Below are 25,296 nucleotides of genomic sequence, written 5' to 3'. Positions count from 1 at the left end.
TCAACTCACAGGAGCAAATCGATATGTTTTTATGTCACTTCAAGTTATATAACGTGTTTAAGTCATTGAGTTTGCCCTTAGTTATACAAGCATCATTGGTTTTTACTTTCCTGATGTTAACAGGTGTAGTACAGGCGAATACTCAGCGTGATCATTACGATCAACAACAGGTTGAATCATTACAAGCAAAGCTAACAGAGGCTGCCAAAGGATATTATACGCAGGTCAAAAGCTATGGCAAAGATGCCCGCATTAAAGCACAGGATTATCAGCAATATGCTCGTGATTATGCACACATCACCTTAGCAAAAATTAGTGATGCACAAACACAGATGCAAACCTATTTTCAGAATGATATGGATGACATACGTCAGCAGTTAGTGACAGCAAGTGAGGATTTTCATGGCGTATATATATTTGCGTCACTGGCGATGCCAATTGAGACTTTAAGGGTGCTGAACAAACAAGCCGCTGTACTAAAAATCCCGCTATTAATACAGGGATTATATGGTGATTCGTTTGAAAGTACGTATGTGCGGATTGAGCAAATATTGTTTCCAGAGGGTGAAGAAAAATTTAATCCCAAAGCACCACCTGTCGGCGGTTTTGCGATTGACCCCTTACGCTTTAAACAATTTAACATCAAACAAGTACCTGCCTTTGTCGTCAGTAAAGTAGCGCAACCTTGTATTCCCATGTCAGTAAACAATGATGTTATCAATCAAAATAAACAAGGTAAGGCAACAAATCAAAACATGCCGTTTGAGTATGACTGTCCAACGCCTGATCACGATGTGGTTTATGGCAATCTGAGTGTGATGGATGCATTACGTATTTTATATAACAAAGGCAGTGAATCTCTTAAGACACAAGTGTTAGCACTGCTTGAAAAAGCACAGGTAGCAAGCAGAATCAGTAAGATAAATAAAATAAGTAAAATGAATCAAGTAAGTAAAAGAAGTAAAAATAGGTTAGGAGCTAGTGATGCAACTGAGGAAACTGAGGATAAAACCAAGGAATGAGGTAGGACTTTATGCTTTTACATTACGCTTGTTTGGCTTTTTTACCTTTTCTAGCTTCTTTACCTTGCCTACCTTTTTTACTTTATCTAGTTTACTTAGTTTATGTAATATGCCTATGCTCGGCTTTGCACATGATATGCAACAGCGTTTTGATCAAACAGGTGCGTCTTATGCCAATGCGTCAAAGGAAATGATTCAATCAGGTAAATTAAATAACCAAATTAACCCACAAAATTATACCAACGGCGATATGAATGATGTGCCCGAAAAGGCGTATCGAGAGAATCCCGAGGCGATTGATGTGGATAAACAGTCAGCGTTTGCGCACAATCCGCAGGCAAATGCAATTGTGGTGACGCATAATACAAACAAACACCGAATCAACCCCAATAATCCCGCGTATCAAAAGGCGGTGAGCTATCAGGACAATGCCGAGCAGATTTTGAGGGATAACGGTTATGATATGCAATGCAAAGAAGTGTCAGGGCAGTCAAAAACACAAACGACAACACAGCATTGTCGCATGTCAAACCATCAGATGCTCGAATGCTTTAAGTACCCGCAGGTTGAGATTATTGATGTGACTATCCCTACCAGAGACATTCCTTTTAGTGGCACAGGCGCAACGGATTGGCGACATGAAGCATATCATTCAGGGGCGCATTTTACCTTCCCCTACTCAGGTATTTTAAAATCATTTCATATTACCTCGCATGGTAATTGGATGGGGCATTTTTGGATTCATATTCCGCCGATTGTTAGTACAATTGATACTACTTTAGGAACATTAGCAGGCGGTGCTTTTTTTAGGATGCACATGCCGCAAACCAGTGTGTCGTACGCTTATCCACATTTAGCAATTCCAGTAACGCAAGGTCAACAAGGTCAATTATCAGCCGATGGTCGAGAATATGCTCATGTGCCTGATATGACCATTGAATATCATGGGGTGATTGAAGTACCTGCTGTTCCACGATTTGAAGCTCGTGTTCATTGGGTGGATAACTGCCAGAACATTGACCCTGATGCTTGTGTCAATATTGAAGAAACGTGTATTGAGGCAGGAGGTGTGCGCCATATTGGTGGGGTTGATGTTGATTTACCGTGTTGGAAATATCATAAAAAATACAAGTGTGGCTTTCATAAAATCAATGCCTGTGAAGTTTTTGAAGATCAATGCAATTTTGTTTCACAGCGCTGTGTTGAACAGGTTGGTCATTTTTGTATAACGTATGAGAAAAGCTATCACTGTGTTGAGGAAAATGCAGGAGATAAAGAACTTATCTGTGGTAATCCTAACTCAATTCAGTTCAAACAAAAGATTGAACGTGGCACCACAGCGGATTTTTTAAAGGCAGTCAGTGGATTAGCAGGTGCGGCTGAAGCAGGAAAAGAACTCAAAGACAGTCAAGATCAACTACAAATTTTTAAAGGAGATGTCAAAGACTGTGGTGAGGCGATGGCAGGCTTGTATGACTGCTGTGATGGTGGCGGTGGGATTTTTCACCATTGTTCAGATCAGGAGAAAGAACTACAAGGTGCCAAAGAGAAGCGATTAGCTACGTTTGCAGGACGTTATTGTGCTAAAAAAGTCTTAGGCGTATGTATTTTGCACCATCAGACATGGTGTGTTTTTGGTTCTAAAATATCACGGATTATACAAGAGCAGGGCAGACGTGATCAGTTAGGGATTGGCTTTGGCTCAGGTGAGCACCCCAATTGCAGTGGCATGACACCAGAGCAGCTACAGCAGCTTGATTTTAGACGCATTGATTTTCGTGAGATTTATCAGGATATACAGAACAAAGCAGCAGCGTTTCCAGATGATCGCATGGGGCAAACACTGGAAGATAAATTTGGTGGTGGCAAATCAATGCCAGAGGTCAATGCGGCATTACCCAAGGTTGAATAAATGCGAAAAGTTAGCTGTTGTGCAAGTGATAGAAATAAATCAAAAGTAAAAATAAAAAAATAAAAAAATAAGAAAAATAAACTACTGAAACAATAAACAATGAGGAGTCGTTATGGCATTGATGACATGTCATCGTTGGCATCGTTGCATTAAAACAGCAAGCGATAAGCGGTTAAATTTAGCGTTATTTTGTACTATCTCTGAGTCTGTATGGTGTTACTTTCGCTTTTTCTTTTTACTCCCTTTTCCCTCTTTGTTGCATTCTTATTTGCGAGGACTTTTTTGTCTTTTACCTATCTTATTTAGTTTAATGCTTTTAACAGCAGGTTTCCTGCTGAGTAGTAAGGTAGCGATGGCATCATCGTATAATGCAACAGGGTGGCAATGGTATTCTAAAGCCAATGAAGATGAAGACATAGCAATCATTGATCCGTTTGAAGCTCAAGGTGATGCAAAAATAGAAAAAGATAAACAAAGTGAAAAAGCTAAAAAAGCTGAAAAAGCGACATCACTACCACAGGCAGTCAGCTACAAAGCACAGTTAAAAGCGTTTCAAGCACACTATGAGGAAATGCAAGCAAAAGCGGTAATGACGCGCAAAGTTGAAGATGTTGCTTATGTGATGTATCTGCGCATGTTTATGATGGAGCAATCTAAAGACTATGGGCGGGCGTTTCAGCAGGCGCTGTTACAGTATCCGAATTTATCGCATGAGCTTAAATTTCCCATTCAAGATCGAGCGCGTCAATTATCAAGAGAACGTGAAAAACAGCGTCAAACCCAAGCGATACAGCAGTATGCACAAACGCATGGTTTATTTTTCTTTTACAAGGGTCAGGATGTCTATAGCCAGTCACTGGCTAGTTCGATACAAAGCTTTGCTGATCAATATGGTATTACCCTAATGGGGATTGCTGTTGATGGGGTGATGGTGAATGACATCAAGGATAATATGCCCAGTGATGATGCGCAACAACAAGGGATAGCCAAAAAATTAACACACTGGGGTGTTAAAGCCGTGCCTGCGTTATTTCTTTATGATAATCAAACTAAACAAGTACGTCCTTTTGCCTATGGCTTTATTGCACAAGATCAGATGGCAGAACGTTTTTTACAGTTTGCAACGGATTATGCCCAAAAACCACTACGGGGGGATGTATCGCATGAGATTAGGTAAGCGGTTATTGATTCTATTTACTTTGTTTATTTCATCAATCTCATTGATTTTATTCAATTTTGCCAACCTTTTTAAGGCTATTCACCTTGTCTGTTTTGTTTATTTTGTCTATTTCGTCCGTTTTATTCAACCACGGTGTCGCTGTTTGAAAAGGTTATTGGTTTTTAAGAACATTCAACAGCCGATGATAATGATGCTGTTAGCAATCCTTTTACTGATTGGCTTGAACTGTCAGTCAGGGGTAGCATTTGCTGTTGGTAGAATAGATAACATAGCAGATGCTAAACAAGCATATAAAAATCATAAAAATGAGTTAGCTGAAACGGTGTTGCGCGATTTATTTTTTTCAAAAAGTGATGATATAACACCACAGGCTAGTGAACATTCCCTGATGGCATTTGCTAAAGCATATGAACTCATCTTTTTTGTCAGTGGTCATTGTCGCTATTGTCACCAGTTTGCTGATACGGTGAAAGGGTTAGCTGATCAGTTGGGTTTATCGGTGATGACATTTAGCTTTGATGGCAAAGGGGTTCAGTCATTTCAACAGGTGTTTCCTGTGATTGCCGATCAGCGATCGAATTATTGTCAGGGCTATTTGCAGATCAGTCAATTAGCCTTTCAACAATGTCAGTTAGCGCAGGAGATTTATAAAGTTTATTACGGTAGCGCTCAACCATTTACACCTGTTTTGTTTTTACAGCACAAAGAGACAATGCGTTTTGAGTTGCTCGCAAAAGGTGTGATCAGTCGTGAGGATTTATATGGTCGTCTGTTAGCAAAGAGAGATCAAGCAGAAAAATCAGTGTATGGAGGTAAGTAATGCTTATATTGTCTTCAAATCGCGCGACAAAAGTCACTGTGACAAAAAAAGGGAAAAAGGCGGGAAAGGGGAAAAAGCAAGAAAAGGAAAAAAACGAACAAAAGGAAAAGTTATCTCACTCATCTTATTGGTTTCATTTATTTTATTTGTTTCATTTGTGTGACCGAGTTTGCTTACTTTCTCGACTTACATGGCTAAAAGTGTTTAGTTTAACTTGGTGTGTGATTAATGCCAGTCACGCCAGTTTAAGCAGTGATATGCAGGCTTTTTTAAATGATACAGGTTACGCGTCTAATATCACCACAGGGGAAGTGGTTATTGATCAGCAAAGTGGCTATGTTACTGCGGGGTCTGGTTATATTCGCACTCCTGTGAAAAATTTACAGTTATTTAATGTTCAGGCACCTAATGTTAAATTTGGTTGTGGTGGTATTGACTTGTTTACGGGGGGGTTAAGTTTTGTTAATGCTGAACAGTTAACACAAATGGGTCAGGCAATTATGCAAAATGCCGCACCCTTTGCGGTACAGCTTGCCTTGCAGACTTGGGCACCCTCGATGAAGTCAGCATTAGATTATCTGCAAAAGTTAGCGCAAGATATTAATAACTTCAATATGTCCTCGTGTGAAGCCGCGCAATTAGCTGTAGGCGGTATTGCAGGGTGGTTTACTCATTCAGAGAATAATAAGTTTTTATGTCAAACCTATGGCACCCATTCAACCGGCTTTAGCAGTTGGTTGGCATCTAAACAAGGCTGTAGTTCACCAGAAACCTCAAAACAACAAACAGAACAAGCCAAAGTACAACCTGAGTTAAAAGATATGATCAAACAAAATCGTAATCTGGTGTGGTACTTTTTAATGAAAAATGGCTTTTTATCAAGCAACACAGAGATTGCTGAATATGTGATGACAATGACCGGTTCACTGATTAATGAAACCGATAATGCGGGTAATTCAACGTTCAAACAGTTAGAGCCATTAATTAAAGAGGCAAAAAGTGCAGGCTTTGATTTGATGCTTAATGGTAAATCAAAAGATGCTAAAGACAATAAACAGGAAGTCAAAGTCTATCAGTGTGATGACACGAATGCCGAGAAATGTTTAAAGCCAACTGTTAAGGCATTATCGTTTGCTGAAACAGGTGCATTAGTCCCCAAATTAAGGGATGTATTGCAAAGCATCGGCAATAAAATCAAAAGTAACACCAAGCTCATTGCGTCTGAGCAAAACATTATCAATTCCGTTAACTTTCCAATCTTTCGTTTGATTGAAACGCAACTGATGGCAGGCTGGCAGCCTGAGTATCACGAGTATGCTGAAATTATCGCACGGATTATTTTAACGGATTATATCAATCAGATCATAGGACAGGCACGACTGGCACTGAGTATGACGGACTTAGGCAAAGATGATGATATGAAGTGGTTGATTACGAATTTAGACAATGCACAAAGGATGATTACGCATCATGTCAATCATGCCGCTTACCAGGCATTGCAACAAAAATCTGATTTAGTGATGCGTAGCTTACAAACCGAAAGTGTGGTGGTGGGGCATATGTCAGCGGAAACACAAGATAGTTACTACTTTGAGAAGGTTTTTTGATAGGTAGAGGAGCCTTTTAACCTTTTTTTACTTTTCTACTTTTCCAGTTTCCCACTTTTTCACTTTTATCTTTTTTACTTTTTTACCTTTTTTATTTTTCATTCCCTAACAGCTTAAGGAGCGAATGATGTTAGATGTCTTTTTTACCTCGCAGGGTCAGGTCGTACAATATGTATTAAATGCGATTGCCGCATTTTATAACAGTGAACAAAGCAGCACACTATTTTGGTTTGTCGGTAGCGTTGGTGCCTTTGTGGTGTTATGTCGTTTGTTAATGAAGCATGACTTTAAAGAAGTGCTGGTTTGGACACTAAGCTATAGCTTTATTACGATGTTGGCATTTAATATGCGCACAACCGTAATGGTGCATGATACCACGAAACCGTTAGCAAGATATAAAGTCGATAATGTACCGCTTGGGTTAGCATATCCGTTATTTGCGACCACGGCTTTATCCAATTATGTCAATGAAACCATAGAGGGTATTATGCATGTACCGAATGATTTAGCCTATGAAAAATATGGCATGGTATGGGGTTCAGCGATTTTTGAGCAAATGAATCAATCACGCGTGAATACCGAACTGTTAGGCTATTTTGCGCGTTATTTACGACAATGTGTGTATCCTGAGATCAAGCTTAGAAGAAACTTTACTTTTAAACAGTTATATAGCACCCCTGATATTTTTGCTTTTTTGAAAGAGCGGATTAAAGATGGTGTGTCCAGAGTGCATATTCATGGTGCTAATCCAAATGAGGAGGGTGCTAAAGATAATCCGTATTGTGGTACAGCAACCACATGGCTTGAAAATGCATTTAAAAATGAAGCAACGATTAATCTGGGTGATTTACACAAGTACAATGCTAATAACCAAGCGTTAACCTTGGCACAAATGCAAACTAGCGTGCAGAATGTTTACCAGAATTTTTTTGATATATCGGGTACAGCACAAAACACGATGATGCAGAACTTGGCGATTAATGCTGTGCGTGATGGCTTTAGGGTGTTAATAGGTGCCAGTGGCAATGCCGCAGCAGCTTTAAATTACAGCAAAGTGCAAGGCGAGATGTCACGTAAATCGACATGGGTATCGATGGGCATGCAAGCACAGGAGTTTATTCCAATGCTGCATACCATTTTATTATTACTGTTGGCTTGTGCTTTTATTCCTGTGGGTTACATGGCACTTTTTCCAGGCTATTTGATTCATATCACCAAGAAATATATGGGAGGCTTAATCTGGTTAGGGACATGGAGTACATTCTATGTGTTTGTGAATTTCATTATGACCTCGATTTTATCACTTCATTTAAGGGAATATTCAGGAGGTTATTCTGGCATTACGATGTCGAATATTAATGCATTAGAATCACTGACATGGAAATATGCTGCCGCAACAGGATGGCTGTTAGCCTTTGTACCTTACTTATCACGAATGTTAATTGTTGGTGCAGGTAACGCGATGATGGGGGTTGCCACTAGCATGACCTCGATGTTAGCGTCTGATGCTGAGAAAGGCTCAAGAGCGATGAGTGAGGGCAATATTACGGCATTTACCACCTCGGTGAGTTCACACACAGGGAATAATATGCATTTTGGACAACATAATACACGCCCCAGTGAAATCACAGGTGGTGCGCTACGTTCGAGCTTATCAGGTGGCAGTCAATATCAGACACCGAAAGGCGATACGGTGTATGATAATACGCCGATGATTGATCGACAACCGTTTGATATGATGCAAAGGGAATCGGTATCGACTGGCTTATCACGAACACAGGCAGCGTATGAAAAAGAAGCGTTTGCACAGGCGCAGATGCTTAATGAAACGATCAATAGCGGTGCGAATTACTTAAATCAGACAGGTAAGACGCAAGCGTTAAAGGATTATGCGGCATCAAGCCAGACCACAAGCCAATCAGCACAATTGGCAAGTGCCTATTCAACAGTGGCAGATATTCATAATCGTTATAGTCAAGATCAGGTTAATGCGAGTGCTTATGGGTGGAGCAGAAATATTGGAGCTGAAGTTAAAGCTGGAACTGGAGAAGCATTTAAGTTTTTTTCTGCAAATGCATATGCCAAATTTGATACCAATAAAAATAGATCAATGACCGAGAATGATTCAATTGGTTTATCCGCCAGTGAAGTCAAATCCTATCGTGAAGCAATCGATACCATTACCAGTGCCACTAAGTCAGATGTTGCGACATTAGATAAAGCAGTAGGTGTGGATCAAGGACAGTCTTTGCAATCAACCTTTGGTGAAGCCAAAGCATACAGTGAATCAGCACAACGCAATTATGATTTATCGGTGCAAGCAGGTGAGGCGGCAAATTATGCCAAAAACCACGACTTTACGATGAGTGAGAATTTGATGCCAAAATTTAAGGATTACTTAGATGATCATTATACGCCACAGAATCGTGATCGTTGGTTAGGTGATATTAGTCAGCAGAATGATCCACTCTTCAAAAAAGCGCAGGAAAGTTTTGTGGTTGCTAATAGTGATATTTATCTTGATTGGTACAAGCAAAATTCAGACAGCATTAACTCCAGAGGTCAAACAGAGATTAATAATTTATCTCATGATGTTGATCAGGGTAAAGATGTAGTGAAACAAGCACGAACTGACAATGATCAAATGGTGACAAAAGCACATGGTGTGATGCAAGATGAGCTAGAATATCAAATATATGAACGCAAGGGTGAGTCTATGCAATCTGCTGTGCCGATGATGGAGCAGGTACATCGCGATAACTTTGCGTTAATGAAAGAGCTTGGCATAATGCCTAAAGATCATGAGTTTAAAGGCAAGTTTGCTGAGTATAATAAGCCCAAAAGTGCTTTTGAATTAGAGCGTCCAGATATTTCTCAACTTGATCAGGCAAAGCAATCGGTAACTGATCAATCCAAAAACGTTTTAGATGAAAAAGATAAAAGAGCAACAGATATTAAACATAATGTCGATCGTGGCACTATATCTTTTGAAGAATATAGAGATTTTGATCATAAAAGAAGTGAAGAAAAAGAAAAAATGCTAAAGAATCCGATGTTGCCGCCATCATTGCAATAATTAGTTACTCAAAAAAACTATAAAAATTTAAAGTGCCGTTTGATATAGGTTTTAACTGTAGGCATTCCAGCCTTGTAAGCAAAAAACCAACATAAAAAGATAGTAACTGGCACTATAATGAAAATTAAAAATGCAATTATGTCAAATCTATCATCAAAAGACGATCCTATCATAGATGCTATGATCACTAAAAAGCCAAGTAAAACCCCTGAAACCAATGTAATTAAGTACTTGACGGCATAATTCCTCTGCTCCGCAGTAACCTCAATTTTATCTTCTTCTGACTTGACCATTTTAACCGCAATGGGTTCGTGAGACGATAAAGATTCCTGCTTAAGAATATCAACCACATCTTTGGCTAATTCAGGATTCGTTTCAGCAATTTTTAATAGCCTTTCTTTTTGATGGTCATTCATCTTCAAAACTCCCTTTCAATATGCGTTTTGCTTTCAGCAAGCTAGCATAAATTAATCAGTTTTTCAATCAAAAAGTAAGGTAAGTGTTTAATCAATAAGTGTATAAAACCACTAAAAACCAAAATAACAAACAAAGGAAACGTACGATAACAAAATTATTTTTCATCAAAACAAGAGAAGGGGGATTTTATTATGACGGTAAGTTTTTTAATATTTTTGATTGCTTTATTGGTAATCATGACCGTATTACTATGTTTTAAACCAAGTGTTGAATCTTTTGTTTGGGTTTTCAAACAGTCAAACAAAAAGCGAGCGTTGTTATTACATGTGTCACGGTTAATAACAGCGTTTATGATGTATTACGTTGTTGTTTATATTATGACAATGTTTGCAATAATGGGGTCAGCGATGCTGTTAATGGCATATCAAAAATTACTCGGTTTAGATACTATCAACTATGATTACGATGGTTTTTTAGCCTTAGTTGAGTGCATTGCCTTAATGGTGAGTGTTATATTAACGCTGTTAAATGTAAGAAGAGTTGAATATTTAGCCAATAGAATGGCAGACAAAAAAACAAAGCCAATCTCATTGTTTAGTTTATACCAACAAGGTGGAAATGATTAATATGCACATCATCAAAAAAGTTAAAACCAATGATCGTATTGTAACGGTTCGCACATTTCGATAAATTAATATCATCAATCCTTTAATTGGTTACATGATGAATTTAAAAATAAGGAAAAATTATGTCAAAAGGCACGGTCAACAAAGTCATTTTAATTGGGAGTTTGGGCAATGAGCCAGACATTCGCCATATGCCTAATGGTAATGCTGTTGCTAATATCAGTTTAGCAACGAATAGTGGTTATAAGGATAATCAAACAGGGCAATATATCGATGTGACAGAATGGCACAGGGTGGTTGTATTTGGCAAGCAAGCTGAAACTATTCAGCAATATACTCACAAAGGGAGTCAGTTATTTGTTGAGGGCAGAATACGCACGAATAAATGGCAAGATCAAATGGGTCAAGATCGCTATACCACCGAAATTGTTGCCAATCAGATTCAGTTGATGGGTGGTCAGTCAAATAACCATAACCCACCAGTTGAAAGTTATGCACAAAACGATATGGCAATACCATCGAATCACCCTGTCCAACAAAAGTCAGAAGAAAGTAATCAAACTAATTAAACCACCGTAACAACAACATTAAAGGATGATGCAAAGCAAAAAGATAACCAATTCTCTGATGGTAATGCACAGTCAAAATCACCGAGTAGTGATCAAAAAGCAATAACACATGATGCGTTCGATGCTAATAATTTGCCGTTGTAACAATGAAATCTTGATTTAAACAGCATTGATCGTTACTGTTATTATGTATTAACTTAGCTAATCCGAAGTGTATTATGAGCAAGAAACAAGAGAAGCAAGAATTTAAAACCTATAAAAAAGACGAATTTGTCGCATTAGTAGCAGAAAAAATGGACGCAACCAAGGACAATGCTAACAGATCAGTTGACGCATTTATTGAAGCGGTCACTGATATTGTCAAAAACGGTGATTCGGTAAACTTTATTGGCTTTGGCAAGTTTAGTGTGGGCGAACGAGCAGCGCGAGAGGGTCGTAATCCAAAAACAGGCGAAAAGTTAAAGATTAAAGCATCTAAAATACCTAGATTCAGTGCGGGTAAAAACTTAAAAGATGCAGTGAATGTTAATCAATAATATCATAAAGTTGTTGTGATTAAGGACGTGAAGCGTGAAGACAAAGAAACGAAGTAAAAGCCATACGAGCCATAAAAGCAGTGGAAGCAATCGCAACAAAAGGAATAAAGGGAATGATCTTTTCGAGTTTTCAAGCGCACTTGATTTGATGTTAGCGGGACATGATCAGGTGATTGGCTCAGATTTTATTATGCGTAAGCGTGACACGTTAAATGCTGATATTGGTCACTTAAACCCAGATGATTTAAATACTTACGACCAAGCTTATATTGATGGTTTAATTCACTGTCAAGCTAAGGAATGTCTTACCATTCCGACAGATGTTGAGTTACAGCGTTTGTCTAATGAATATATGAAACAGCGAGAGATTTTATCTGCTTATCATGATGAAGTCGTTGATATTATGATCGATTATGACACGGAAGCTGCCAAAGAGTTGGGTAATTTTGACCCCTACATTGATAAAGTGGTCATTCGTAATCAAGCTGAAATGAATTTTTTCTATGACTATATTACCTTGTATCGGACAATAAAAAATAAACGTGTGATTATTAACTGGAGAGAAACTCACCCTGATGCGGTTAATCAAAACAACAGACAGGTTGTTACAGCACTTGAACAGGCGCGGTTTGCTATATTGCGATTAGATGAGAATTTAGCACATGGCGGTATTAGAGTTACAGATATGATTACCCAGAAAGAAAGCTTATTAATTGATAAAGCACTCAATCGTTCACGTAAAGAGGGTATGTTTTTTATTTGCTCATTATTAACAATGGGCAAATATGTGATGACAAGTGGTGGCGGTGTTCCTGTTGACCCCAAAGCTGCTGCGGGTAAATCCGCATTAAGTCTGTCTCAACCTTATTTGGCACAATTACATAATGCGCAATCAGCGATTGATGAAAATGTGCTGCAATGTGTCCGTAAGATATATGGACTTTGTTTGCGTGGTGGTGCCTTAAGTCATATTACGGTTCATTAAGTCGATGACTGAGCAAACGAAACCACTACCGACAGCGCATGATGTCTTTTTTAAAGCCAACTTAGCCGAAAAAAGTAAGGCAAAAGCATTACTGAAACAAATCTACTCAAAGGAGTTGGTAAGCAAGCTTGATTTAAAAAATTTACAGCACGTTCCGACTGAGTTTATACAACACAACTTACGTAAAGTAGTCGGTGATGTGCTTTATATGACTAAGCTGAACGGCAAAGATGCCTATGTTTACGCCCTTTTTGAACATCAATCAAGCAGTGATGAGTTAATGGCATTTAGGCTGTTGTTGTATGTGGTTCAGATCATGCAACAGCATTTGCAACAGGGTTATGAAAAGTTACCTATTGTTTTATCAAGCGTAATTTACCACGGTAAAGAGTCACCTTATCCTTACTCGACCGATTTGATGGACTGCTTCGAGGACAAAGAAATAGCCCAAGAATATATGTTCAAGTCATTTAATTTGCTTGACTTAACGATCATGAGTGATGATGACTTAGGCAAATTTGATGCTAATTTAGTCTTTGAATATATGCTCAAACACAGTCGCGCTAACTTAGCAGATAAGTTGATAGAGTGGCTGTTACAGTACCCACATCAAGCGATTTATTTCATAAAATCTGGCAATAATCTGCTAAATCAAGTATTCTCTTATATAGAAAGTCGCGATGATGTTGACAGTGAAGCGATAGATAAATTAATCGGTGTCATTAATGATAATACAGGTGGTGAGTTTATGAATTACTTACAAAGGCGAGAACAACAGGCAGAACAACAAGGTATGCAACAAGGTATGCAACAAGGTATGCAACAAGGTGCGATTTTAAAGGCGCAAGATACTGCACGTAACTTATTAGGCATGGGTTTATTGTCTAATGAGCAAATTGCACAAGCGACTAATCTTGACCTTGATACTGTCCTTAAGCTCAAAAAAGAAATTAGCACTAAGACTAAACACTAGGCTTAAAAATTTGGGACAAAACTCCCACTTCGGGTTAAACTTTAGTCAAAAATGCGTATCGTTTGACAAGAGATAATTCGTAAATAATTTCTGGAAAATTGACCGCAAAGCCTTATTTAAAAGCATTTGAAAATTTTTTACAAACCTATGTTAAGGCAAACTAAACCTTAACTTTGAAATAAATTCGGCAATAAAGATTCAGCCCAAAAGTCCCACTTTGGTATGAAATGTAACCTTAAAAAGCTGTCGTGCTAAAGGGTGAAAAGTGTCAATTTTTTTAAATACCCTGTGTTAAGCTACGTGCTTTTACAGACCACCCTATCAGTTTTCGTATATAATATGCTCGATAATACCATGTAAAGTTATATTAAGTTATGGAGTTTGAAGTCCAATGGAACGAAAACGTACGCTAAGGAATTTCTTTATCATTTACAGCCTGTCTGGAAGAACCCCCAAAAATGGGGATCGTTTTTTACTCAGTGCAATTTAAGTTAATCTGCTTTAAATACAGTCAAAAATAACAGCAAAAACCAAAAAAACGCCAATACGTTCGATTTAACGGTGTTTTTTATTGATTTTGAACAATTGCATTGGCATATTAGAGATAATTAAACAGCGCTCAAATATGGAAGCTGAAATTTTGATCAAAATTGCTAAAAAAATGGATTTATAGGCTTATTTTGAAAATTTAAGGAAAAAAACGCCCGCGTTATACCCCGAAAAACGTAAAGATTTTGCTAAACGCATATTTGGTCGTAATCGGATATCAAAAAAATAATATTCAGTTAAGTTAGAGGGAGTGCGCTTGCGTGAAACTAAAATTAAATATACGACGTGATATTCACGATAAAATAAAGCTTCAAGGCAGTAAACTCATACTGCCAATGCACCTTGAAAATATTGAAGCCTACAAAGACGTGACCTTATTTGAGCCAGACGATAGCAAGTATGTTGTCGCCATTCATCATCACATAGACGATGATTTGTATTCAGCGGTGTACTTTTATTTTGATGATGGCAGATATGCCAGAAAAGCAAGGTTCATGATCAATTACTGTTTAGACAACCGCAAAACAGAACTGATCATTGATCATGCTGTAATCATTGAGATCGAAAACTACAATGATATGGCATTGCCACGCCATCAAGTGACACATCATAACTTAGCGACACGAGAAAAGCAGACTTTTTGTAATCCTTTTCAGCGTGAGCACGTGGCTTAGGTTGTTCTGACCTGACATTTTTAGCTAACTAAAAATCTTGGACAAATCGGCTAAGTTGCTATTAAGAGTTCTTCGCTGAGGTGCCACAACTGACAAAATCAACGATAATCAAAGGTAGTTTAAACCAACGCTAAGCCATATATTATATAGCTTTGTTGGATATTATTTATTGCTATCAATAACAGTGTAATTGTCGTTAGTGCTAAGTAAGTTCTCTTCGCTGAGCCGCCACAAGGCTGTTTTTCCAGCTAGCACTACTTTTTCTCCAAAATTGCTTTAACACTATATTTTATATAGCTTTTGTGTCTATTCACTTTATAAAAACTGATCGCCTAGTGATTATCTGATTGATTCAATTACATCTCTGTAGAAGAAGTGCCAAGAATGCAAGATCATGTTTTAAACAGCACCTTAGCTATCGCTTATGGAGTATGGGCTATAGGGCAATTTTTAAATCACTATGACCGGTTTACTGACGTATTCCGACTAGGCTATAGGTTCCCTGCAAAGCCCTCCATTTTTCCCTGTTTTGAAAAAATAACCTCGCTTAACGTCATATACAGTAAAGGGTACAGCAAAAATTTGTGCTTCATGATGAGTAATCATTCTGTATGACTGCAAATCAAGATAGATAAAAAACAAAAAGGTCTAAAGGATTTAGCCAAGACGCTTAATTATTGAGGGAGGGACGAATAAGCATCTTGGCTAATGATGCTAAGTATAGAGGGTAAAAGCGTAAGTGCAACTTAATGCCATAAAGTTTTTAGGTTACTATCAAGATTCCTGCGTAAATGCGGCATAAGGCTGTATCCCTTGACATTACTAGCCTCACGAGTCTGATTTTTGATAAATCCCTAAAAAACTTTCCCATAAAAAACAAATTTGACTCCAAAATTAGGTGTCACAAGCCAATCAACATCAATGTATTTATTAACACTCAATAAAGGAGCTATTTATTTTATGTTTAAATTATTTACACGTAGTGGGCAGATATTTTTTCATAACTGGCGCATGTTTAAGCAAGTGTTCAGGAATGTTCTCATTGCTTATTTTCTGATTATGGCGATCAGTTTTTGTGGTCTTGCCTATTATACTAGCAATGAATATGAACTATCTGCATGGAAAGCGCACTACATTGCTCGGATGACCTCAAAGTGGACAAATAATATGTTGAATGTTTTAATCATTGATCATACTGGACATGAAGTCATTGCGCCCTATAAGCGCGCTAAGATTTTGACAGACCCTTACTTTACTCAACAGAGAGATAATGTAAATCATAAACTGTATTGGGCATTTATGATGCCATTTTACAGTTTAACCGCGTTGTTTTTATGCTTAGCTTTTTTACTGGTCAGAAGAACCAAAGCAAAATACAGCGGAGAAGAGTTAGTCAGAGGGGCACGTGTTGAATCCCCAAAAGTCGTCAATAAAATATTGAAAACTGAAAATAGATTATCTTCTTTCACCCTAGGGATACAGCATTTAGTGTATGATTCAGAAGTCAAACACATCGTATTACATGGCACAACAGGTACAGGTAAAACGGTTATTATTAAAGATTTATTGCGTCAGATTCGTCCACGCCATCATCGAGCAGTTATTTTAGATGATGGTGGTGCCTATGCTCAATCCTTTTATGACCCATCCAGAGGTGATATTATCTTAAACCCATTTGATGCACGTTGCCCTAACTGGAATGCATGGGACGAGTGTGTTGAGTCAATTGATTTTGATAACTTTGCGGCAGCATTAATTCCTGAAGAAGCCGATAAAGATAAGTTTTGGGTACAATCCGCCCGCAACTTATTATCAAGCCTAATGCAAGAGATGAAAAAACGAGGACAGACATCGTATGAATCGTTGTTGCAACATTGCCTGAATTTACGTTTAGAAGTTTTACAGGATGTGTTAAAAGGTACGCCCGCAGAACAATTAGTGGATGGTGATATCGCCAAAACCGCATTGACCATTCGCGCGATCATCACCAATCATGTGAAAGCACTACGCTTTCTACCACAAGATAAAGATCGACCGTCATTTTCATTCCGTGAATGGGTAATGAATGAGCATAAAAATGCCAAAGGTGCCTGTGTGTTTGTGGTCATTCGTGATAAGGACATACAGGCAATACGTTCACTGATTTCATTATGGATTGGTTTATTGACCACTCATGTTAAGTCACTGGAGCGATCACATCAACGTAGAATCTGGTTAATCCTTGATGAGTTGATGAAATTAAACCGCTTAACTTCTCTGACTGACACCTTAGCCACAGGACGTAACTATGGGTTAAGCTGTGTACTTGGCATACAGAATAAAGCCCAACTCAGAGCAACCTATGGGCGTGATGAGGCACAAGCCATTTTTGATTTATTATCAACGCAAGTTTTTTTACGTTCACCCTCAGCTGAGATTGCCGATGAAATATCAAAAGAGTTAGGCGAGTGTGAGGTGATTGAACGTTTAGAGTCTAATTCCTATGGAGCTGAGTCGGTTCGTGATGGTATTTCCATTAACCCAAGCAGGCGGACTAAACGTGTGGTCAGTTATACTGAAATTCAAAATATGAATGATCTTGAAGTGTATATCAAATTACCTGCTAATGTACCGCGTGTTAAGATGAAATTATCGTTATCTAAAAAAGATGTCCATCGCAGTGACGGTTTTGTTGAGAGAAAAATCATTGCCAATACTGCCATTGAGGTGCAACTTAAAAAGACAGAAGCATATCATGATCAGGGGCTAAACTTTCATGCCGTGACCACGGAGGTTATGACGGTAGCGGGGAGTCATAAAGCAAATAACAATACAAATCCTAGCACAGCGCAGACAGAATCAAAAATTGACGATAGAAACAATAGCATGACCGATGATGTGCTTACAAAAAATGATGATGAAAACAATGAGCACAATGAAGAAATCATGCAAAAAAAACTCAATAAACATCATGTAGCTGTTAAAGCCAATCGTTACAAGGTAAGTGAAAAAGAAATCTAGGGGGAAGCTATTGTTAATCTAAGCAATAGATTTCTTACACTTTTTTACGTTACTTTTGCGCCATATATTGTTTATTTTTTTATTTATTTAACAGCGTTTTACCTGTATTAGGCGTTTGTTTTTTCAAATTTTTCAACCTTTTTCACATTTGAAACCACCACAGATTTATTGATTTTATAAAGATTAATTAGGGGAAATTTATGCTTAAAGCTAAAAAAATGAGTACATCAAGCATGGCTCAATCCATGAATATTGCCAACTATTACAAAGAGGAAGAAAAGCATCTTGATGTTAAAGATGTCGAGTTGATGACGAAAGAGGAAGCACAAAGGCTCGGCATTGATGCATCGAGTATTAAAAATGACTATGGTGATTATGTGATTGCTGAAAACAATAAAGATCGCAGCTTATCTGAATGGGGCGGGGCATTGGCTGAAAAAGCAGGGCTGTTAGGCAAAGAAGTCACCTCAGAACAACTGGCGCAAGTGTTAGAGGGTCACTTAATGGGGCAAACCGTACAACGAGGTGCTGCTAAAGGTGGTCAAGCCAATAGTGTTCGTTGTGCAGGGCATGATATTGTGTTTAGTGCGCCTAAGTCGGTATCAGCCATGGCACTGTTATTTGGTGATTATCGTTTAATGAAAGAACATCAAGCTGCGGTTAAAGATGCCATGACTGAATTTGCGCGACTGGTTCCTGTTATGCGTATTCGCGATAAAGCCACAGGCGAGTTAATGCGTGTTAAAACAGATCAAATACTTTATGCGATGGAAACGCACAAGGTCTCTCGTAATCTTGACCCGCAAATACATACCCATACGTTAGCCATTAATATGGCAATGGACGATGAGGGAAAGTTAAGGGCGATCAATATTGATGATTTTTACGATAAAAAGCTCAATATTTATTTGGGTAAACTCTATCAAGCCAGTTTAAATAAACGTGTTCGTTTATGTGGTTACAAAACACATGCGACAGGCAATGGTCAATTTAACATTTCCGATATTCCGCAAACGTTCTTAGATAGTTTTTCAACGCGCAGGCAAGCAATTATTGAGAAAGCTTTTGCCCTTGGTGTTACCGATGCCAATACGATTGATAAAATCGCGCAGTATACGCGCAAAAGTAAAGCGTATATTGAAAAATCATATTTGCATAGTCTATGGCAAGATCGTAAAGCGGCATTTGATGGGGTGGGGTTATATAAAGAAGTCTTGGCACGTTCTCAGGTGATGAATGAGGCAAAGGCTAATCAAAAGAATCAACAGGCACAAGAATATAAAAACAAACAACATACTCATAGCGAGGTATTGCCAGAGCAATCATTAGGTACTACTACTGATAAATCACACCAAGTAAAAGACGGCATGAGTCAAACAACAGGGGAGCGTCAAACAAATCAAAAAAATCAAATTGTTAAAACTAATGCTGATTACCTCAGCATGATCAACCAAGGCGATGTTGCCACTGCGGTTGTTGAGCTAACGGTGTCACATATGGCGCGTTTTCAAACACGGATGCGTTATCAAGATGTTTTAAATAAAGCCCTTGATGACTTTGCGATTGATCAGGCAATGACGATTGCTGAATTGAAAGCTGCTATTGATGAAAAGATACAATCAGGTGAGATTATCCCTTTAGATAAAGCCCATGAAACCTTAACCACTGAACAACAAAAACAACAGGAGTTGTCTGTTCATGAATTGCTTAGCAATCAGGTTAAGGGTGCCAAGGTTAATCTTGGACTGGGAGCCATAAGCACCTTGCCGATTATGAAAGATAATGTGCAAGCGATTATGGGTGTTATGGCAAGCACCAAACAAGCCAATATGATTCATATGCAAGGTTCGGCTAAAGAAGCGATTAATGCGTTAATCCATTGCGCCCAAGAGGAAAACAAGCGTATCAAGGTATTAGCACCGAATCATTATCACGTTGCCGATTTAGCGAGAAATACCCAACAACCGATACGGAAAACCGAAAGTTTATTTGACTGGGTAAAGAACACCTTTTTGTTTAATAAAGATCATGAATATATTGAAACACTGGGCGGGTTTACTTATCGCCATACTAACGATGCGAAAAGTAATCATAGTCAAAATAGCCAAAGTAACCGCTTGTCTCAGCGTGACATTATCGTGGTTGATCAAGCTGAAAAGCTATCGGTTGAAGATGCTAAGAAGTTGTTAGAAATAACGCAAAAGGGCAAGGCTAAGATTATCTTTTTAAATAGAAATGGTGTGCAAAAAGCCAACGGCAATATTACGGAAACGTTAACCACTGGTGGAATTAAGCAATTTAACTGGCACTATCAGGAAAAAGCAAAAGCTTCTTTAAATATTCAAACAGTTGATGAAACTAAGCATCATGAAAATTATGCAAACCAATCCAATAACCTAGATCGTGATCAGGCGCGTATTCATAAAGTCGTCAATACCTACAACGGATTAACCGTAGCAGAGAAAGCTAACACGTTAATTGTCGCAGCAACTAAAAAAGAAGTCAGCGCATTAAATGACGTGGTGCGTGAATCTGTTAAAACACACCATCGATTGCAAGCTGACGATATATTGACACTGAACATGGAAAAGCGTGTTTACCTAACCCCTGAACAGGCAAAGGTTGCAAAAAACTACGCGCACGTTGAACGGATTGATTTTTTTGTCAAAGGGCAAGGGATGATGTCCTATAGTGTGACAGGAATTGATGCCCGCAACAATGAAGTGAAAACGGCTAAAATTCAACATCCGCTGATAGATTCGATTGAACAGTTTTTTAGTGGTGATAAAGCAAGTAAAGAAACTAAAGAAAGCGCTTTTAATCCTTTAACTAATAGCAATCCCTTCTCCTTAATCACCACAACCCCTATGGAAATTATTAAGGGAGAAAAGTTAATGATTACGCAATCAAAAGCAGATCGTTTAAAAAAAGGGCTCAGCTATGTTGTGCATGATTTTGATCGTCAAAATCAAGAGATCAGCTTAATTGATCGACAAGGTGAGGTGATCAAGGTTAAGCAAAGTGAGTTAGAGAAATCAACGCTACAATATGATTATGCCCGCACATTAGATTATGTATCACATCATGAAGATAAGGCAATTATTGCCAGTTTTAAACAATATGCGTTAAGTAAAGAAGTTGCCAGTGAGTTAATGGCAAAAGCCACAGGCAGCGTTGAATTAATTACTGATGATCTGGAAAAAGCACGTAACCGCATACAGCAGGCTAAGGTGCAACCATCTGTGATAACTGCGATTATTCAGGCACATTTAGATACGACCGTCAAACCGATAACGCAATACGTTAATGCAGCAACAAATAAACAATTAATCCATGATTTAAGCCAAGCATTAACCGTATTAAATATTGAAATGAGCAAGGATAACGTCACCAAGTCGGTTGAACATGTCATTGCGGTTTTATCTGACAGGCAGGCGGCATTTGAGCATACTGATTTAGTCAAAGATGCTGTAGCACATTGTGTGAATGAGTATCAAGAAACGATTGATTTTGGTGATGTTCAGGAAGTATTAAATCAGAAATTCAGTGATGGTGAGATTATTGCATCAAAAGATACGCTCGTATGGACGACTAAAGAAGCCATTGCCCTTGAAAGATCGATTATTGCATCGTGTGAGAATGGCAAAAAGCAAGTATCTCCCTTAGCCAGTGTTGAGCAAACCCAACGTTATCTTGATAATCTTGGTGGTGAGATAACGCAAGGTAGATCACTAACCAAAGGGCAAATTGCTGCGGTTAAATTGATTACTAATACACAAGATCGTTTTGTTGCCGTACAAGGTTATGCAGGGACTGGTAAATCAACGATGTTGCAACAGGCACAAAATATTATTCAGCATGTTGATGAGATTGTAAATCATGGCAGTAATACAGATAAAGTTGAGTTTATTGGTCTGGCTCCTACACATGATGCGGTTAAGTCATTAAGTGATAAAAACATCACCTCGCAAACAGCACAATCACTGATTTTTCAGCGGTCTAAAGATGTATTAAGTGAGCTTAAAGCCTTTGATGAAAAGCACAATAGCACCACTGTGTTTACAAGTAATCATCAAAACAAACCTAAAAGCGAACTTGAAAACAAAGTATTTTTGCTTGATGAGTCATCGATGGTCTCTAATAAAGACTTTGCTGACTTTATGCGGATTGTTGAAAAGCATAATGCACGTGCGGTTTTTATTGGTGACATTAAGCAGTTGGAATCTTTAGGTGCGGGTGCGCCTTTTAAATTACTGGTGTTATCTGACAAGATCGATGTGGCAGTGATGAATGAGGTGCAACGTCAACAAGACGGCAAGTATTTAAAAGCAGTTTATGCTGTTGCTAAGAAAAACCCTGAACTGGCATTACAGTTTTTAGATCAACAACAATCACATGATGAAGTGAAATATCGCCCGAACACTGAATTTAAAACCCCCGAACTTAAATTAAATATTGTGGAATCTGTACCACATAAAATCGATATAAGCCAACTCAACCCTAAAAACGAAGAGGAAATTAAAGTTGCTAAAGCAATTAATATGCTCATTGATGGTGGGGATATAAAAGCACTGGGTGATGATAAGTTTGCCAATAAAGTAAAGTATGCTTATCAATCAATGAAAATTGAAAAAATGCGTGAGGATACAGCTAACGAGCTAGGCAATCGCACAGCTGAATGTCGCGCAAATACCTTAACTGTGCTTGATGCACACAGGGAGCGTGAATATATCACTGCCATGGTAAGGGAGCATGACAAAGAAAACGGTGTTATTGCCAAAGATGAAAAGCAAAATATGGTCATTAATCGCCTTAAAAATCTTAATATCGAAAGTGAAAAGATGAAAGCCATTGCCAGCTATGCGGTTGGTATGGTTTTACAAAAAGGGCAAAGGAACTATTACAATATCAATAAGGTGGATTGTGATAATAATTTGCTCGAATTAGAAAACTTAAACACTCGCAAAATTACACACTTTGCCCCTGCGAAAGCAAATCATCGCTTTAATGGTTTGTTTGAAGTTAAACAAAATGAGGTTGCTGTCAATGAAAAGTTGATTATGACGAGAACCGATAAAGACAAGGGTATTTACGCTAAGGACAAGATGCGTGTTGAGTCAATTGACCAAGATAAAGGTTTTGTTACCTTAGTCAATGAGGAAAAAGACAATCAAAAGATTGTATTAGATAAAAATAATCTGGCAACACTGCATTGGGATTATGCGCTGAATATAACGACAATGGCATCACAAGGGAGTGATAAAAATTTAGTGGTTACTGCTCAAAAATCCACCTCTCCTTTAGCTAATATGCGTTCGCTTTATGTGACCATCACAAGAGGGGTACGTCATATAAAAATGTTTACCGATGATCGTGAGGCATTGTTAAAGCGTGTTAAAAATGACTTTAATAATAATAATAAAATTGCCATTCATGCCGTGACAGGTGAAGTCACTTTAACTGAGCATTTTGATCGCTATCAAAAGGAAAAAGCCGAGCAAAAACAGGATAGTTATGCTCAACATCAAGTAGCGACACTGCAAGAAAAAAATAATGATCAGCAACAGGTTGATGATTCATTGCAGGAGTATGACCGCTATACGCAAGCAATGCCAACTCATAATGCGTCTGATATGAAAGATTATGATCAGTATATGGCAGAGTTAAAAGATGATTTTGATGTCTCTGCTTCAAAGTATTATGCGGTTAAACATAGCGAGGATAAAGCTAAAAGTGCTAAGAATGGTACAATAAATACAGTAAATACAATAAAAAGTAAGCATAAAGCTGATAATCAAAATAATCAAAATAATCAAAACGTCATCAATCAATATGAAAAAACAGGTAAGGTAAAAAATAATAAGGCTAAAGCCCAAAATGACCATTCAAATAACTATGCCAATACTGTCTTTGCTGAAAAGGTGTATGACCCTAAATACTGTGACACACAAGGGCGCTTTGATATTCGTAAATATGGAGCTGAGGTCTCAGTAGAATTAAAAAAACGAACAGAAGATGTCGCAAGATGGCTGTTAGGTGAAGAAAACAAGGGGCGTTCTAATAATACAGTGCTTGCCTTTGGTCAAGATAGTGCTTCATTGAAAGTAACGTTAACAGGTAAATATCGTGGTTATTATAAAGATTGGTCAAACAATAATGATCGTGGCGACCTAGTTTCACTCATCATGCGAGAGAAAGGATTAAACTACGCTGACGCTGTGGCTGAGGGCGCAAGAATGGTGGCTATGCCAGAAGCGTATGATATTAAAGAAACAAAAAACCATGAAGCGTTAAGCAAGGATATTCCTTATGATGAGCGCAAAAAACAATCGTTTGAACGTGCGGTTAAAGTTTGGAATAAATCACACCCAGTTAAAGGCACCTTAGCAGAAAAATACTTAACACAGCATCGAGGCATTAAGGATTATCAAGGTGCCGATGTTAGATACAATGCCAGTGTTTATTCAAATGAAGTCACAGGTAAATATCAGCCGGCTTTAGTCGTTCAGTTCAAAAATGAAAAAGGCGAGCTGACAGGAATTGAATCTATTTACCTTGAGCGTGGTACTGGCAAGAAAATGTCTCATCTTAAAGTGGGTAAAAGAAGTTATGGCACGAAAAATGGCAGTGCTGTTTTGATTAGCAAAGGAAATGAGCAATCAAATAATATTAGCTTTTTAGCTGAGGGTGTTGTAACAGCTTTATCTATCAAGCAAGCTTTTAAAGACGTGCATATTTTAGCAGCAGGTGGTAATGAGAACTTTGCGAATATCCATCCTGATACGCTCAAAGATAATATCCTTATCTGTGCTGATAATGATGGGAAAGCATTAATCAAAGACTCTGCCTTAGTCAAAGCCATACAGTTATTTGAAAAAGCGGGGAAACAGGTTAAGGTGGTATTTCCCAATATGATTGATAATAAAAAAACCGACTACAATGACACACTTAAAGATCAAGGTGTTCAGGCAATTTTTGATAAACTTAATCCTGTATATCAAGACTTATTAACGCATGATAAAAACATAAAATCATTGATTGATAAGATGGTATCGCAAGGTGATTTAAAACACCATGACATTGACAATGTGATTAAATATGTCAATAAATCACACGATATAGATATATCATCAATCAAGAAACATATTGATGTACTGCATAAAGATAACTTATCAATCAGTCAAAAAGAGATTGATTCAGTCGCACAATCAATGAAATCACAAGAAAATATCACGGAAAAATGGGAAAAATACAAGCAACAGGACGTTGATATTGTGCCTAATGTGACAAAAAAACAGATCATAAAGGATCAGTTGACTAAGTGATTTATATCAAAAAAATTAGGGTAAA

15 protein-coding genes are annotated in these 25,296 nt (G+C 38.0%); 14 read left to right on the top strand and 1 reads right to left on the bottom strand.

Translation table 11 applies throughout. The features are described from left to right. Positions 1 to 23: 23 nt before the first annotated feature. The 6 genes from trbC to NYP54_RS11655 all read left to right on the top strand — a co-directional run bounded on the left by trbC (position 24) and on the right by NYP54_RS11655 (position 9,617). Entirely contained in the window at positions 24 to 1,022 is a 999-nt protein-coding gene (trbC, locus tag NYP54_RS11680; RefSeq protein WP_283157543.1) for a type-F conjugative transfer system pilin assembly protein TrbC, read from the top strand. Beyond that, positions 985 to 2,934, top strand: coding sequence for a conjugal transfer protein TraN (traN, locus tag NYP54_RS11675; protein WP_283157542.1), 1,950 nt, complete (start codon positions 985 to 987; stop codon positions 2,932 to 2,934). The genes trbC and traN overlap by 38 nt, the downstream gene beginning before the upstream one ends. 112 nt (positions 2,935 to 3,046) lie before the next feature. Beyond that, complete coding sequence (gene traF / locus NYP54_RS11670) at positions 3,047 to 4,111, top strand: conjugal transfer protein TraF (RefSeq protein WP_283157541.1); 1,065 nt, start codon at positions 3,047 to 3,049, stop codon at positions 4,109 to 4,111. Between the two features lie 193 nt (positions 4,112 to 4,304). Then, entirely contained in the window at positions 4,305 to 4,934 is a 630-nt protein-coding gene (gene traF / locus NYP54_RS11665; protein ID WP_283157540.1) for a conjugal transfer protein TraF, read from the top strand. Between the two features lie 200 nt (positions 4,935 to 5,134). Further along, positions 5,135 to 6,541, top strand: a complete 1,407-nt coding sequence (locus NYP54_RS11660) for a conjugal transfer protein TraH (RefSeq protein WP_283157539.1) — start codon at positions 5,135 to 5,137, stop codon at positions 6,539 to 6,541. A 127-nt stretch (positions 6,542 to 6,668) separates the two neighbouring features. Continuing rightward, the gene (locus NYP54_RS11655; protein WP_283157606.1) at positions 6,669 to 9,617 is read left to right on the top strand and encodes a conjugal transfer protein TraG N-terminal domain-containing protein; all 2,949 of its coding nucleotides are present in this window, start codon (positions 6,669 to 6,671) and stop codon (positions 9,615 to 9,617) included. 17 nt (positions 9,618 to 9,634) lie between these two features. On the opposite strand, the gene NYP54_RS11650 is transcribed toward NYP54_RS11655, so the two are convergent. Continuing rightward, the gene (locus NYP54_RS11650; protein ID WP_283157605.1) at positions 9,635 to 10,033 is read right to left on the bottom strand and encodes a hypothetical protein; all 399 of its coding nucleotides are present in this window, start codon (positions 10,031 to 10,033) and stop codon (positions 9,635 to 9,637) included. 192 nt (positions 10,034 to 10,225) lie between these two features. Here NYP54_RS11650 and NYP54_RS11645 point away from each other — a divergent pair, with 192 nt between their 5' ends. The 8 genes from NYP54_RS11645 (at position 10,226) to mobF (ending at position 25,271) form a co-directional block, all read left to right on the top strand. Next, on the top strand, positions 10,226 to 10,660 hold the full coding sequence (locus tag NYP54_RS11645) for a hypothetical protein (protein ID WP_283157604.1): 435 nt from the start codon (positions 10,226 to 10,228) through the stop codon (positions 10,658 to 10,660). Between the two features lie 122 nt (positions 10,661 to 10,782). Beyond that, positions 10,783 to 11,229 (top strand): single-stranded DNA-binding protein, encoded by a 447-nt coding sequence (gene ssb, locus NYP54_RS11640; RefSeq protein WP_283157603.1) that lies wholly within the window; start codon positions 10,783 to 10,785, stop codon positions 11,227 to 11,229. A gap of 218 nt (positions 11,230 to 11,447) precedes the next feature. Further along, the gene (locus NYP54_RS11635) at positions 11,448 to 11,765 is read left to right on the top strand and encodes an HU family DNA-binding protein (RefSeq protein ID WP_283157602.1); all 318 of its coding nucleotides are present in this window, start codon (positions 11,448 to 11,450) and stop codon (positions 11,763 to 11,765) included. A gap of 34 nt (positions 11,766 to 11,799) precedes the next feature. Then, on the top strand, positions 11,800 to 12,750 hold the full coding sequence (locus NYP54_RS11630) for a hypothetical protein (protein WP_283157601.1): 951 nt from the start codon (positions 11,800 to 11,802) through the stop codon (positions 12,748 to 12,750). A 4-nt stretch (positions 12,751 to 12,754) separates the two neighbouring features. After that, positions 12,755 to 13,723: an Rpn family recombination-promoting nuclease/putative transposase gene (locus NYP54_RS11625; RefSeq protein ID WP_283157600.1), complete on the top strand. Its 969-nt coding sequence runs from the start codon at positions 12,755 to 12,757 to the stop codon at positions 13,721 to 13,723. Between the two features lie 809 nt (positions 13,724 to 14,532). Then, positions 14,533 to 14,946 carry a hypothetical protein gene (locus tag NYP54_RS11620; protein WP_283157599.1) on the top strand — a complete coding sequence of 138 codons (414 nt, stop codon included), beginning with the start codon at positions 14,533 to 14,535 and terminating at the stop codon, positions 14,944 to 14,946. Between the two features lie 960 nt (positions 14,947 to 15,906). Beyond that, the gene (gene traD, locus NYP54_RS11615; RefSeq protein WP_283157598.1) at positions 15,907 to 17,946 is read left to right on the top strand and encodes a type IV conjugative transfer system coupling protein TraD; all 2,040 of its coding nucleotides are present in this window, start codon (positions 15,907 to 15,909) and stop codon (positions 17,944 to 17,946) included. A gap of 200 nt (positions 17,947 to 18,146) precedes the next feature. Beyond that, positions 18,147 to 25,271: a MobF family relaxase gene (gene mobF, locus NYP54_RS11610; RefSeq protein WP_283157597.1), complete on the top strand. Its 7,125-nt coding sequence runs from the start codon at positions 18,147 to 18,149 to the stop codon at positions 25,269 to 25,271. The last annotated feature ends 25 nt before the right edge of the window (positions 25,272 to 25,296 follow it).

This window comes from Cysteiniphilum sp. QT6929 (genome assembly GCF_030035755.1).
GTDB classification, from domain to species: Bacteria; Pseudomonadota; Gammaproteobacteria; order Francisellales; family Francisellaceae; genus Caedibacter; species Caedibacter litoralis.
Note: the sequence above shows the minus strand (reverse complement) of the source record. Positions and strands in the feature narration are given on the sequence as shown.

Coding starts and splice junctions, on each gene's coding strand:
- traF (WP_283157540.1), top strand. CDS start 4,305: ATGCTGTTAGCAATCCTTTTACTGATTGGCTTGAACTGTCAGTCAGGG.
- NYP54_RS11635 (WP_283157602.1), top strand. CDS start 11,448: ATGAGCAAGAAACAAGAGAAGCAAGAATTTAAAACCTATAAAAAAGAC.
- traF (WP_283157541.1), top strand. CDS start 3,047: ATGGCATTGATGACATGTCATCGTTGGCATCGTTGCATTAAAACAGCA.
- mobF (WP_283157597.1), top strand. CDS start 18,147: ATGCTTAAAGCTAAAAAAATGAGTACATCAAGCATGGCTCAATCCATG.
- ssb (WP_283157603.1), top strand. CDS start 10,783: ATGTCAAAAGGCACGGTCAACAAAGTCATTTTAATTGGGAGTTTGGGC.
- NYP54_RS11625 (WP_283157600.1), top strand. CDS start 12,755: ATGACTGAGCAAACGAAACCACTACCGACAGCGCATGATGTCTTTTTT.
- NYP54_RS11645 (WP_283157604.1), top strand. CDS start 10,226: ATGACGGTAAGTTTTTTAATATTTTTGATTGCTTTATTGGTAATCATG.
- NYP54_RS11655 (WP_283157606.1), top strand. CDS start 6,669: ATGTTAGATGTCTTTTTTACCTCGCAGGGTCAGGTCGTACAATATGTA.
- traD (WP_283157598.1), top strand. CDS start 15,907: ATGTTTAAATTATTTACACGTAGTGGGCAGATATTTTTTCATAACTGG.
- trbC (WP_283157543.1), top strand. CDS start 24: ATGTTTTTATGTCACTTCAAGTTATATAACGTGTTTAAGTCATTGAGT.
- NYP54_RS11650 (WP_283157605.1), bottom strand. CDS start 10,033: ATGAATGACCATCAAAAAGAAAGGCTATTAAAAATTGCTGAAACGAAT.
- traN (WP_283157542.1), top strand. CDS start 985: ATGCAACTGAGGAAACTGAGGATAAAACCAAGGAATGAGGTAGGACTT.